The following is a 12,724-nucleotide window of genomic DNA, read 5'->3' as shown; positions in this document are numbered from 1 at the left end:
TAAAATATTATTCCGGATCTGTTTTTTCTTTAAATTCGCAGAGATCTTCAATAATACAAGAGCCACACCGTGGTTTTCGTGCAATGCAGGTATAACGACCATGAAGGATAAACCAATGATGGCAATCTACTTTAAACTCTTCAGGAACAACTTTTAACAGTTTTTGTTCAACTTCATTGACGTTTTTACCGGGGGCAAAGCCTGTTCGGTTACAGACGCGGAAGATGTGAGTATCAACGGCAATCGTTGGCCAACCAAATGCGGTATTAAGAACAACGTTAGCTGTTTTTCTTCCTACACCGGGTAATGCTTCTAATGCATCTCTATTTTCGGGTACTTCACTATTGTGTTTATCTACCAAAATTTGACAGGTCTTAATCACATTTTCTGCTTTGGTATTAAATAAGCCAATAGTCTTAATATATTTTTTTACCTCATCAACACCTAAGTTTAGGATTGCTTGAGGCGTATTAGCAACAGGATACAGTTTTGCTGTTGCCTTATTTACGCTCACATCAGTTGCTTGCGCTGATAATAACACGGAGATTAATAATTCAAACGGAGAGTCAAATTTTAGCTCTGTCGTAGGGTGCGGGTTGTCATTGCGCAACCGAGTTAGAATTTCAATACGTTTTACTTGATTCATTATGCTCACAAATTAATTTTTAACGATATGACTGCCACAACCTTGTTCTTTTTCGTAGGTTTTAGTTGCAGATGATGAACGTTTTTTCTGTTTTTCATCAATAAGGTACTTAGCGGCTAACATAAAGCCTAAACCAATAAAGGCACCCGGTGGCAAAATGGCAAGTAAGAAAGGAGAGTCTAAATGAATTATCTCAATTCTTAACACTTGTGCCCATTCACCCAGTAGTAAATCAGCACCATCAAACAGAGTGCCGTTACCTAAAATTTCACGTAGTGCACCTAATACAAACAGTGCTGCTGTTGCGCCTAATCCCATTGCTAAACCATCAATTGCGGATGGAAATACTTCATTTTTTGCAGCAAAGGCTTCAGCTCGACCAATAACAATACAGTTAGTTACAATCAGTGGAATGAAGATCCCTAAAGATTGATATAAACCATATGCATAAGCATTGATGAGTAATTGAACAGCGCTAACAACAGACGCGATTATCATAACATAAATTGGGATACGAATTTCAGAAGGAACCCAACGACGTAAGCTAGAAACGGCAACATTAGTACATACCAGCACTAATGTTGTGGCTAGACCCAATCCTAATGCATTGGTTGCGGTAGAAGAAACCGCCAATAAAGGGCACAGACCAAGCAGTTGTACCAGTGCTGAGTTATTTTTCCATAACCCTTGTGAAAATAGTTCTTTAACTGAATTCATTCTATTTTGCCTCACAAACAGGAAGTGTTGCTATTTGCTCAGGTAATGATTGCATTAACCATGCTGTATGTTTTGATGCATTAACAACAGCACGAGGCGTGATCGTCGCACCAGTAAATTGATCAAAATCTCCACCATCTTTTTTAACCGCCCAGTGAGGATCGTTTTCTTCAGTAATGAATCTATTACTTAATGAGTAGATCCAGTCAGAAATGCGCGTTTCGATTTTATCGCCCAATCCGGGTGTTTCATTATGGGTTGTTACGCGTACACCAAGTACTTTCCCTTGAAAATCTGCACCCACTAATAGCTCGATAGCCCCTGAATAACCATCAGGAGCTGTTGATTCTAATGCCGCAGCAACAGGCTTACCATCTAAACGGGCAACATAAAGCTTATGAGGTTTTTCATTACCTAGCGCTTTATTAGTTAAAATATAACAGTCGTTAGAGAGATTATTATTATAAAGAGATTGAGGGATCACTTGATCCAACAATTTTTGTTTCTCTAATGCGGCTTGTTCTGCAATGGTCTGTGCCGTTAAATGATAAACAACGGCAGTAAGTCCGGTTGTACAAGCTGCAAAGATAGCTAATGTTAGCCCATGACGCTTTAGAATATCGATCATCATTTTCTCCTTGGCATTAATGCCCGTAAACACGAGGGCGTGTATAGCTATCAATTAAAGGTACTGCGATATTGGCTAATAGTACTGAGAATGCGACCGCATCCGGATATCCACCATAAACACGAATAATCCAAACTAATAAGCCAATAATAGCACCATAAATTAAACGCCCTTTAGGTGTGGTTGATGCGCTAACAGGATCGGTTGCAATAAAAAATGCGCCTAGCATCGTTGCACCAGAGAAAAGTTGTAACAGTGGCTGAGAATAACGAGTAGGGTCAATTCCCCAACTAATGACAGAGCACACGGCTAATAGCGCTAACATTGCAACCGGGATGTGCCAGCTAATAATACGTTTATAAAGCAGGATAATTCCACCCACTAAATAAGCGATGTTAACCCATTGCCAGCCAATGCCCGCAAATCCACCTTGTAATATTGGCGCTGCTAATACTTCATCAATAGAGTGCGTCAGTAAGCCAGTTTTAAAGCTATCGAGAGGTGTTGCTTGTGTAATGCCGTCAACAGAGCGTCTTAAATCTTCAAGTGTTAAGCCTGATGATGTATGACCGCTAAAAAAGATGCTTAAGCTGTCCATTACATTATAAGAGACGGCTTGCAGTTCCATTGGTGGCATCCATGAAGTCATTTGTACTGGAAATGAAATCAGTAATACCACATAGCCAACCATTGCTGGGTTAAAAGGATTTTGTCCTAATCCCCCATAAATATGTTTAGCAATAACGATAGCAAAGAAGGTTCCTAATACGATTATCCACCAAGGTGCTAATGGTGGAATACTGATGGCTAATAACACACCAGTAAGCAATGCAGAGTTATCTTTAAGATAAGTACGAGGATCTTCTTTTTTTAGCCAGACACAAAGGCTTTCTGCCGCCAGTGCAACAATAATTGCTAACCCTATTTGGTAAATTGTACCTAAGCCAAAGAAATAGATTTGGCTAAAGATACCTGGTAACGCAGCAAGCGTTACCCACAACATCACTTGGCTGGTGGATTGCTGATTGTGCGTAAAAGGTGAGCTCGCAATTTTTAGCTTACTACTGTTATTTTGTATTGGTCTAAATTTCATCTGTTATTAATCCAAGGTAACTTCTTCTTTAGCACCGAGCTGTTGGGCTTTTTTTGCTTTAACGCGTGCAATAGCCGCAGCGACGGCGGCTTTGCGCGGGTCGATTTCTTCAGCAGGTGCATCACTGTGTGTTGCTGGTGTTTCAACAGTGGGAGTGGCTTCTGCTTGCTGAGCTGCTTTTTTGGCTTTAACGCGTGCAATAGCCGCAGCGACAGCGGCTTTGCGCGGGTCGACGTCTTCAGCAGGCGTATCACTGTGTGTTGCTGGCGTTTCAACTACCGGAGCTGCTTCTGCTTGCTGAGCTGCTTTTTTGGCTTTTGCTCTCGCAATAGCAGCAGCAACCGCCGCTTTGCGTGGATCAACTTCTTCAGCCGGCGTATCACTGTGTGTTGCTGATGTTTCAACAGCAGGAGCTGCTTCTGCTTGCTGAGCTGCTTTTTTGGCTTTTGCTCTCGCAATAGCCGCAGCAACCGCCGCTTTGCGTGGATCAACTTCTTCAGCCGGCGTATCACTGTGTGTTGCTGATGTTTCAACAGCAGGAGCTACTTCTGCTTGCTGAGCTGCTTTTTTGGCTTTAACACGTGCTAATGCCGCAGCAACCGCCGCTTTGCGCGGATCAACTTCTTCAGCCGGCGTATCACTGTGTGTTGCTGATGTTTCAACAGCAGGAGCTACTTCTGCTTGCTGAGCTGCTTTTTTAGCTTTAACGCGTGCTAATGCTGCAGCAACCGCCGCTTTGCGCGGATCAGACTCTTCAGCAGTGCTATTATCTGTTGCTGATACTGTAACTGTTTCTTGTTCAGCCACTTTAGCGGCTTGTCTCGCTCTTGCTTCTTCTTTACGTCTTTTACGTGCAGCAATAGCCGCCGCGTTATCAGGTAACTCACCCGCTTTAACAGAGATAATTTTACCAATACTCTGTTTCTCTTTTACGCGAGAAAGTGCGGACTGAATTTCGCTATGTTCTTTATCGTCAAGTTTAACTGCGGCACGTTGATGGCGAGCTTCACGTTCAAGTTTTTCACGCTCCATACGTACTTTCTTCGCTTCAAAGCGTAATTTAGCTTCACTGGCTCGTTTGGCTTCAGCCGCGATTTCACGAATTTCAGCTTTTTCTTGGCGATAATATTGTACTAGCGGAATATTACTAGGACAGACATAGGCACAAGCACCACACTCAATACAATCAAACAGATTATGTTGTTCTGCCTTTTCATGTTCTTTACTTTGGCTAAACCAATAAAGTTGTTGAGGTAATAGACCACTAGGGCAAGCATCAACACAATGACCACATCGGATACACGCTTCTTCAAGATTGTCTGCATCCATCTCATCAACAGATGGAATTAATAAGCAGTTTGTTATTTTAACAACAGGGGCATTTAAGTCTGGTAGGGTAAAGCCCATTAAGGGTCCACCCATAATCACCATCTGTTCTGAGCCAGCAACAAAACCTGCCTGTTTTAACACCTTGTAAATAGGAGTACCTAATCGTACCCAGAAGTTACCCGGTGTTTTAGCGCCTTTACCTGTTATGGTAACAACACGTTCAATGAGTGGCTCATCATCAATAATGGCGCGTTTTATTGCGACAACAGTCCCAACATTTTGCATCAACACACCAATATCTGATGAACGACCACCAGAAGGGACTTCTTTGCCCGTTAATATTTTGGTGAGTTGTTTTGCTCCACCTGATGGATATTTGGTTGGAATAATTCTGATGAAAATGCGCTTTTCATCAGGTTGTGCATTTAATGCTTGTTTCAATGCGTCAATAGCTGCGGGTTTGTTATCTTCAATACCAATTAACACTTCATCAGGAGAAAGTAAGTGGATTAATACCTGACAACCTGCAATCACCTCATCTGCATGTTCTTGCATTAAGCGATCATCCGCGGTGATATAAGGCTCACATTCAGCCGCATTAACAATTAATGTTTTAACTAAATCGCCACCGCCTTTAAGTTTTACTGCTGTAGGGAAACCTGCGCCACCTAATCCTGCAATGCCGGCTTTATGAATACGTGTGAGCAAAGTCTCTTTACTTTGTGATTGATAATCCGCAAGAGGAAATTGTTCACGCCACTCATCTTTACCGTCAGATTTTATTCTGACCGCAATTTCAGGTAAGCCAGAAGGGTGTGTACTAGGGAATGGCTCGATTGCCGTAACAGTACCAGAAATAGAGGCATGGACGGGTAAGGTTCTACCAACACCTTTAGTTAGTGGCTGACCCTTTAATACATGGTCACCTATATTCACACATACTTGTCCCGGTACACCTAAGTGCTGATGGATAGGAATAATCACTTCATCAGGTAATTGTGCGATACGCATAGGTGTGCGGCTTGACTGCAATTTCATTTCAGGAGGATGAATGCCACCTTTAAAATCCCAGATTTTATCTTTTTTAAAGAGTGAAAAGAGATTAAACATGAGTGTTATCCTCCGTCTTTAAAGACGGTTCATCTTCGGGTGTTTCTTCTGGTTCTGCTGGAATGTTCTTAACAGGAATAGTGTTTAAATCCCATTTCCAGTTTGATGTTGTTACTTTTACAGGAACGAGTGTGATGCAGTCTGTCGGACAAGGCGGTATACATAAATCGCACCCTGTGCATAAATCTTCAATCACAGTATGCATAGCGCGTGTTGCACCTACAATGGCATCGACAGGACATGCCTGAATACACTTAGTGCATCCTATACAATTGTCTTCATCAATAATTGCCACTTTGCGAATTGGATTTAATGCTTCTTCATCACCATCAAGTGGTTGTGGATCTACCCCCATTAGCTCAGCGATTTTTAACATCACTTGCTCGCCACCGGGTGCACAACGGTTAATCATTTCACCATTATTAGCAACTGCATCTGCATAAGGGCGACAACCTGGGTGTCCACATTGACCACACTGGCTTTGCGGTAAAATTTCATCAATACGTTCAACAATAGGATCTTCTTCCACTTTAAAACGACGAGCGGAATAGCCCAGAATAAGACCAAAAATAAGGCCTAGTGCACCAAGTACACCAATTGCTATCCATAAAGAGTTCATTACAATTTCACCAAACCACTAAAACCCATAAAGGCGAGAGACATTAAACCGGCGGTAATTAAACCGATAGAAGAACCTTTAAACGGTGCTGGGATATTAGCAACAGCGAGTCTTTCGCGAATAGCAGCAAATAATACCATTACCAGTGAGAAACCTACTGCGGCGCCAAAACCATAAACTGCTGATTGCATAAAGGTGTGTGCTTGATTGATATTAAGTAATGCCACACCCAGTACTGCGCAGTTAGTGGTAATTAAAGGTAAGAAAATCCCCAATAGGCGGTATAACGTCGGGCTGGTTTTTCTAACCACCATTTCAGTAAACTGTACAACGACAGCAATCACTAAAATAAAGCTGAGTGTCCGTAAATAGAGTAAGTCCAAAGGGACCAAAATAAAGTTATCCATTAGCCAAGAGCTAATAGATGCTAATGTCATGACAAAAGTTGTTGCAAACCCCATTCCTATTGCGGTTTCTAGTTTTTTTGATACACCCATAAATGGGCATAAACCAAGGAATTTGACCAGTACAAAGTTGTTTACCAATACGGTGCCAACGAATAGAAGCAAGTAATCAGTCATTGCTATGCCAAAATTGTTAAAAATGGAGAAAAAGCCTCATAAAATAAAGAGGCTAAACGGGCAAGTATAATATCAAGCTGAAATGTATGAAGTTATCGATCTTGTGTGAAAGTGTCACGAACGCGTTTAGCGTACTTGATATAAGGAACAAAACAGACTGTTGAAGCCACAGACCATAAAAGAGATTTCACTGCAAGTTGGTCATCAACCGGCGCAAAGCCAAAACTCTTAATGGCGAGTAACAGGTTTATCATCAACCAGATAATAAACAGACGCGGAAAATTCTTTGCACGATAAAAAAATTGTCTAACTAGATAAACGGTAAAGGCAAACATTACCCAAGTGGTTAATGCCGAAAGGTACCAGCTAGACATTAAATGGATAGGAAGCTGGTGGAGAATCGAAAAGTCTGAAAAATATTTCATCACATACAGCACAGACATCAACCCTGAGCCTATAATCGATAAGATCATATAAGCTAATGGTGCGAGTAACCATCCGGAGATAGGCGCTTTTGATGACGAACTATAATCAGAGTTTAACGTAGGTTTTAATTTCATTAATTAAAGATCTCTATTTTGGTGCAAGTAACTAAACGCGATATTATCACAAACTTTGTTATTATTTAGTTAGCTGTAAAAGGTAAAGTGATTTTTAGCTAACAGAAAAAACAAACCAAAATAAAAAATAGGATAGGGTAATGGCAGATAAACTTAATGTAGGGATCATCGGTTATGGCTATGCAAGTAAAACCTTTCATGCACCATTAATAAAAACGACAGAAGGTTTGCACCTTAGTGCAATTTCAAGTTCTGACCAAAATAAAGTTAAACCAGATTTTCCTGATATTACGGTATATGACAATCCTCAGGCATTAATTGATGATCCTTCGTTAGATCTCATTATTATTCCAACACCCAATGATACCCACTATTCACTCGCTTCTCAGGCATTAGCAAAAGGTAAACATGTTGTTGTTGATAAACCTTTTACGCTAACACTTGAAGAAGCTGAAAAACTAACTCAACAAGCAACTGATGCAGGAAAGTTACTCTCTGTTTTTCATAATCGTCGTTGGGATTCAGGCTTTTTAACCGTTAAACAACTTTTGGCGGATAAAACGTTAGGGGATGTCACTGCCTATGAAGCACATTTTGACCGTTTCCGCCCAACAGTTCGTCAACGTTGGCGAGAAGATGCCGGTCTTGGTGGTGGGCTTTGGTATGATTTAGCCCCTCATCTTTTAGATCAAGCGATTTGCTTATTTGGTGAACCTAAAGCCATTACGGCTGAGATTGCACAATTACGCCCTAATGCCAAAAATGCAGATTACTTTCATGCGCTACTAGATTATGACAACCTTAAAGTTGTTCTTCATGCTTCTATGCTTGTTGCATCATCTACGCCTATTTTTGCTATTCATGGTACCAAAGGTAGTTATGTAAAATATGGTCTTGATCCCCAAGAAGATGCACTTAAAGCTGGTCATCTACCAACAGAGACATATAACTGGGGAATGGAACATCATGATGGTGAACTCACTATGCTGACGGAGTCAGGAGAATTAGTCACAACAACAGTTCCTACACTTGCAGGTAATTACGCTGCCTATTACGATCAAATTTATCGTGCAATTGCTTATGGTGAAGAAAATCCGGTGACACCAACACAAGCAACCGCAATTATGCGTTTGATTGAAGCGGGTGAAATTTCTAATCGTTTAAAACAGACCATTACGCTATAAGCTAAAGAGAGAGCAAAATCTAATGTCTTGGTGGCAAAAACTAAAACTAGACCCTTTTCTAATGATAATGATTGGTGTGGTAACGCTGGCAACGCTATTACCTGCACAAGGCGATATCAAAGTTATCTTTCAATATCTAACGACAGGGGCGATAGCGCTGCTATTCTTCTTGCATGGAGCCAAGCTCTCTAGAGAGGCGATACTCGCAGGGTTAGGTCATTGGCGATTACATCTTACTGTCTTTTCCAGCACCTTTATTCTGTTTCCAATTCTAGGGCTAGGATTACAAGTGATTGTGCCCGAATGGATGTCACCAACGGTCTATATGGGCTTTTTATATCTTTGTGCACTCCCTGCAACGGTTCAATCTGCCATTGCTTTTACTTCTGTTGCTGGTGGTAATGTTGCTGCGGCTATTTGTAGTGCATCAGCGTCAAGTATTCTTGGTGTATTTCTATCACCTGTTCTAGTGGGTTTTTTAATGCAAACCCAAGGTTCTGCGGATGATTTTGATACAGCGGGTGCAATTCAATCTATTTTACTGCAATTGATGGTGCCATTTATCATTGGGCATTTATCTCGACCATTAATTGGTCGTTGGGTCGATAAGCATAAAAAATTAGTGAATAGAACAGACCGTTCTTCTATTTTGCTGGTGGTTTATGTGGCATTTAGCGAAGCGGTTGTTGAAGGTATTTGGCATAAAATTGATGGTTGGTCGCTATTGATTATTGCAATAGTGAGTTGTGTGCTATTAGCAATAATTATCGCAATTAATATTTATAGCGCACGATTACTTGGTTTTAATAAAGCAGATGAGATAACCATTGTTTTCTGTGGTTCTAAAAAAAGCTTAGCAAATGGCGTACCTATGGCGAATGTGTTATTTCCTGCGGCAACGGTAGGTATAATGTTGCTACCATTAATGATATTTCATCAGATTCAATTAATGGTCTGTGCTGTATTAGCACAACGTTATGCGAATCAAAGTAAAGAAGTTGAAAAGAAATAACGTATTTAAAACGGGTAGTGAACGATAACATTCATTAAATATTGATTGTTAACTCAATATGAGAAAGTACCGATTTAACTATTTATCGGTGCTTTTTTTTTCATTATGTTCTTCGCTATTCTCTTTGTTATTTGATAATAATGGCTGTTGCGATTTAAAGGGAAGGGGTAAACCTAATACAGCGTAAATTAAAAAAACAAAACCCATATTTAAATAATCTGTTTTATTATTTTTTACAGCAACCTGTAATTCACAATCGATGGGTTCTAGTTGTTCGTTAATATTATATTTACCTTGGTAGAGTTCATTAAGTATGGTTTGCGCTTGCTCAAATGCTTTATCATTAACAAGTAATTTCACGCCGCCAGTTGCTTGAGCATATACTTGATTATTCCAAACAATATTTTCATCTAAAAGAATGGCATCAATGCCTTCAGATTGAAGAAGTCCTGCTTCAATTGAAGCATCGATTGGCGATAAATATTGAGCTAACAATTTATAGTGACCTCTTGTTGGGTGAATATTCCACATGGTTTTCCCTTAATGATAAAAATGCCTCTTTAAAGATTAATTTTAGTCTAAAAGGCATTAATACTTCTATCTATTTTCAATAAATAAAAAAACCACCTGATTTACAGGTGGTTTTAATGTGGAACTCATTAAATATTAACGAGAACTGACTTTTTTAATTAATGCATCACGTTCAGCTTGGCTAATAAACGCCATTTTTAATCCGTTAATTTGAGTTTGACGGATCTGTTCTGGTGTTAAACCCGCCGCAGGTGCTGCAACGTTATATTCGTGTTTTAACTCAATACCTTCAACAGCAGGGTCATCGGTATTAAGTGATGCCAAAATACCGTGTGCTAAAAAGGTTTTTAATGGATGTTCGGCAAGTGAACTAATGGTACTGGTTTGAATGTTTGAGGTTAAACAAGATTCAATCCCAATTTGGTGCTCAGCGAGATAATCCATTAAACGAGGATCTTCAATGGCTTTAACACCGTGACCAATACGTGTAGCACCTAACTCTTTAATTGCATGCCAGATACTTTCAGCACCAGCAGCTTCACCAGCATGAACAGTAATGTTCCAACCTGTATCACGCGCGCGATTAAAATGAGGTAAGAATAGGTGACCAGGGAAACCTAGCTCATCACCGGCTAAATCAAGCGCGGTGATTTTGTCTTGATGTTGTAACAACCCGTTAAGTTCTTGTTGGCAAGCATCTTCACCAAAGGTACGGCTTAAAATACCAATTAAACGAACATCAACATCGTGAGTTTGTAGGGCACTTTGAACACCGTCAATAATAGCTTCAACAACACCCTCAACAGGTAATTGGTGTTTCATCGCCATATAATAAGGGGAGAAACGCAGCTCTGCATAATCAATACCCGCATTAACTACATCAACCACGTTTTCATATGCAACGCGTTGGCAAGCATCTAAATCAGCTAAAACTGCAACACCCCAATCAAGTTTTTGTAAAAAGCTTACCAAGCTTGGTTCATTTTTAGTAATTTGCACATGAGGACGCAACGCTTCCAATTCATAAGCAGGCAGTGCAATATTATGTTGTTGTGCTAAATCTAAAATAGTTTGTGGACGAATATTTCCGTCTAAATGACGATGTAAATCGGTTAAAGGCAACTGTGTGTCAATCACGCGTTATTTTCCTTTTTAATAATAATAATGAAAATCTATCGTTTAAAGTGATTTTCTTATAATTGGGATGATAAGAAATAGTTGCGCATTATTATGGGCTATTTTTATATTATTCACCATCAATTCAATCGATATTGTCTATTTTTAATACTAAATAGAATTACTTTTATTGGTGTTTATCAAATAGATACTATTAAATCTGTTTTTTATCTTATTTTTCGAACACATTTTTCAATATAACTGACGTTTATTATCAGCTCAATTGAAACATTAGATAACTTACTGAAAAATAAACCTATCATAAGATTTGATGCAAGCTATCAGCTGGTTTGATAGATGGTGACTTGAGCAATATTTACAGACATTGATTAATAGTTAACTGTTTTTTAGTTCGCTATTAAATTACTTATTATGATTTTAAACCGCAATAAATAATTACTTATCTTTAAATATAAAAAAAGAATTCTCTTTTATTAAATAAGGGTTAAATCAAATTAAAAATCCTTAATAATACGCTCTCGTTAATTTTAGAAAATAATTAAATTATTTTATAACGAGTGGTTATCTATATTTAATAAACAAAATATAAAGGATGGTTATGAATAATATTTCAAATAATGAAATTGAAAAAAATGGTGATATAGCTAATACTTCTCCTTCACCTTCGATGGGGGCTAGTTATGACTCTCAGGTTGTTACTGGTAGTGGGGCTGTTGCATTAGATTTAGTTGTTGTGATTGATACCAGCGGTTCGATGTCTGATGAATCAACAGATTTAAGCAATCAGATTGATGGTGCGATTCAAAAGGCGTTAGAACTTTGTCCATCAAGTCTTCGTGTAACATTTTTGGGTATTGAAGGCGTATGGGATGGCACTAAATTCGATCAATCGGTCAGTGACTATTTGGTAGCATTAGGTGTTAATAGAAGCAGTTTACAGGCAAGAAAACCATTTAAAGAGGCGGATGGTCGCGATCATGCCGGAAATAAAGAAGACTTATGCCGCGCTGTTATTGATGTATGTAAACACTTTGATTGGCGCGATAGTGCTCGTCGCGCTATTTTCGTTTTAGGTGATGAGGGAATGGAAGGCGGTGGTGGTGTTTTAACTCGTGCTGCGATGACTAAAAACCGTGAGGCTATTTTAGTGGCGCAAACGTCGGGTGTTAAAGTACACACTTACCAAGGTACACCTGATGCTCGCGTTACAAATGTAGACCGTTTCCCATCAATTAAAGCAAAAGATGATATAACCAAAGAGTATGTTCTTTTAGCTGAACAGACAGGTGGGCGTTCTTATATTTACACCACCGGTATCGCTAATTTCTTATTAGTTTTACAAGAAATTCTCTGTGATAGTTTGATGCCGCCTGTTATTCCTAATCCCGATACAGGAGATTCAAACTGTAGTCATGTTTGTGTTCAACTCTCTACAATCATATCGACAGTAAATACGCTTGCTGAAATAATCAATAAAACAATAGATGCTTGTTGTCATGATGATGTAGGGCGTCATAAAGATTGTCGCGATTGTTAACGTGATATTGCGCTGTTCTGCTGTTTAAACAATAAATAAA

13 protein-coding genes are annotated in these 12,724 nt (G+C 39.4%); 3 read left to right on the top strand and 10 right to left on the bottom strand.

What is annotated here, in order from left to right; all coding sequences use genetic code 11:
- Positions 1-7: 7 nt before the first annotated feature.
- The 8 genes from nth to ABN099_RS08275 all read right to left on the bottom strand — a co-directional run bounded on the left by nth (position 8) and on the right by ABN099_RS08275 (position 7,283).
- Complete coding sequence (gene nth / locus ABN099_RS08310) at positions 8-646, bottom strand: endonuclease III (protein WP_349463185.1); 639 nt, start codon at positions 644-646, stop codon at positions 8-10.
- A gap of 12 nt (positions 647-658) precedes the next feature.
- The gene (locus tag ABN099_RS08305) at positions 659-1,363 is read right to left on the bottom strand and encodes an electron transport complex subunit E (RefSeq protein WP_349463183.1); all 705 of its coding nucleotides are present in this window, start codon (positions 1,361-1,363) and stop codon (positions 659-661) included.
- A 1-nt stretch (position 1,364) separates the two neighbouring features.
- On the bottom strand, positions 1,365-1,991 hold the full coding sequence (rsxG, locus tag ABN099_RS08300) for an electron transport complex subunit RsxG (RefSeq protein WP_349463505.1): 627 nt from the start codon (positions 1,989-1,991) through the stop codon (positions 1,365-1,367).
- Positions 1,992-2,007: 16 nt separating this feature from the next.
- Positions 2,008-3,084 (bottom strand): electron transport complex subunit RsxD, encoded by a 1,077-nt coding sequence (gene rsxD, locus ABN099_RS08295; protein WP_349463182.1) that lies wholly within the window; start codon positions 3,082-3,084, stop codon positions 2,008-2,010.
- 6 nt (positions 3,085-3,090) lie between these two features.
- The gene (rsxC, locus tag ABN099_RS08290) at positions 3,091-5,523 is read right to left on the bottom strand and encodes an electron transport complex subunit RsxC (protein WP_349463181.1); all 2,433 of its coding nucleotides are present in this window, start codon (positions 5,521-5,523) and stop codon (positions 3,091-3,093) included.
- Positions 5,516-6,142 (bottom strand): electron transport complex subunit RsxB, encoded by a 627-nt coding sequence (gene rsxB / locus ABN099_RS08285; protein WP_349463180.1) that lies wholly within the window; start codon positions 6,140-6,142, stop codon positions 5,516-5,518. Before rsxB ends, rsxC begins: the two co-directional genes overlap by 8 nt.
- Complete coding sequence (rsxA, locus tag ABN099_RS08280) at positions 6,142-6,723, bottom strand: electron transport complex subunit RsxA (protein ID WP_064719850.1); 582 nt, start codon at positions 6,721-6,723, stop codon at positions 6,142-6,144. The genes rsxB and rsxA overlap by 1 nt, the downstream gene beginning before the upstream one ends.
- A gap of 92 nt (positions 6,724-6,815) precedes the next feature.
- Positions 6,816-7,283 carry a DUF2569 domain-containing protein gene (locus ABN099_RS08275; protein ID WP_349463179.1) on the bottom strand — a complete coding sequence of 156 codons (468 nt, stop codon included), beginning with the start codon at positions 7,281-7,283 and terminating at the stop codon, positions 6,816-6,818.
- 140 nt (positions 7,284-7,423) lie between these two features.
- Here ABN099_RS08275 and ABN099_RS08270 point away from each other — a divergent pair, with 140 nt between their 5' ends.
- Positions 7,424-8,467, top strand: a complete 1,044-nt coding sequence (locus tag ABN099_RS08270) for an oxidoreductase (protein WP_349463178.1) — start codon at positions 7,424-7,426, stop codon at positions 8,465-8,467.
- 22 nt (positions 8,468-8,489) lie between these two features.
- Positions 8,490-9,479, top strand: coding sequence for a bile acid:sodium symporter family protein (locus ABN099_RS08265; RefSeq protein WP_349463177.1), 990 nt, complete (start codon positions 8,490-8,492; stop codon positions 9,477-9,479).
- 78 nt (positions 9,480-9,557) lie between these two features.
- On the opposite strand, the gene ABN099_RS08260 is transcribed toward ABN099_RS08265, so the two are convergent.
- Together ABN099_RS08260 and add are read right to left on the bottom strand one after the other, a co-directional pair.
- Entirely contained in the window at positions 9,558-10,010 is a 453-nt protein-coding gene (locus ABN099_RS08260; RefSeq protein WP_349463176.1) for a putative signal transducing protein, read from the bottom strand.
- A gap of 135 nt (positions 10,011-10,145) precedes the next feature.
- A complete protein-coding gene (add, locus tag ABN099_RS08255) occupies positions 10,146-11,147 on the bottom strand; it encodes an adenosine deaminase (RefSeq protein WP_349463175.1) in 1,002 nt (333 codons plus the stop codon).
- A gap of 598 nt (positions 11,148-11,745) precedes the next feature.
- On the opposite strand from add, the gene ABN099_RS08250 reads away from it, so the two are divergent.
- On the top strand, positions 11,746-12,684 hold the full coding sequence (locus tag ABN099_RS08250; protein WP_432807496.1) for a VWA domain-containing protein: 939 nt from the start codon (positions 11,746-11,748) through the stop codon (positions 12,682-12,684).
- Positions 12,685-12,724 lie beyond the last annotated feature (40 nt).

Source organism: Proteus hauseri, from assembly GCF_040139125.1.
Taxonomy (GTDB): domain Bacteria; phylum Pseudomonadota; class Gammaproteobacteria; order Enterobacterales; family Enterobacteriaceae; genus Proteus; species Proteus hauseri_B.
This window is presented reverse-complemented; position numbering and strand designations above follow the sequence as displayed.

Bases quoted from the DNA above. Each gene is read 5' to 3' on its own strand.
- nth (WP_349463185.1), bottom strand. From the start codon at position 646: ATGAATCAAGTAAAACGTATTGAAATTCTAACTCGGTTGCGCAATGAC.
- rsxD (WP_349463182.1), bottom strand. From the start codon at position 3,084: ATGAAATTTAGACCAATACAAAATAACAGTAGTAAGCTAAAAATTGCG.
- ABN099_RS08265 (WP_349463177.1), top strand. From the start codon at position 8,490: ATGTCTTGGTGGCAAAAACTAAAACTAGACCCTTTTCTAATGATAATG.
- ABN099_RS08305 (WP_349463183.1), bottom strand. From the start codon at position 1,363: ATGAATTCAGTTAAAGAACTATTTTCACAAGGGTTATGGAAAAATAAC.
- ABN099_RS08250 (WP_432807496.1), top strand. From the start codon at position 11,746: ATGAATAATATTTCAAATAATGAAATTGAAAAAAATGGTGATATAGCT.
- rsxC (WP_349463181.1), bottom strand. From the start codon at position 5,523: ATGTTTAATCTCTTTTCACTCTTTAAAAAAGATAAAATCTGGGATTTT.
- rsxB (WP_349463180.1), bottom strand. From the start codon at position 6,142: ATGAACTCTTTATGGATAGCAATTGGTGTACTTGGTGCACTAGGCCTT.
- rsxG (WP_349463505.1), bottom strand. From the start codon at position 1,991: ATGATCGATATTCTAAAGCGTCATGGGCTAACATTAGCTATCTTTGCA.
- ABN099_RS08260 (WP_349463176.1), bottom strand. From the start codon at position 10,010: ATGTGGAATATTCACCCAACAAGAGGTCACTATAAATTGTTAGCTCAA.
- ABN099_RS08270 (WP_349463178.1), top strand. From the start codon at position 7,424: ATGGCAGATAAACTTAATGTAGGGATCATCGGTTATGGCTATGCAAGT.
- rsxA (WP_064719850.1), bottom strand. From the start codon at position 6,723: ATGACTGATTACTTGCTTCTATTCGTTGGCACCGTATTGGTAAACAAC.
- ABN099_RS08275 (WP_349463179.1), bottom strand. From the start codon at position 7,283: ATGAAATTAAAACCTACGTTAAACTCTGATTATAGTTCGTCATCAAAA.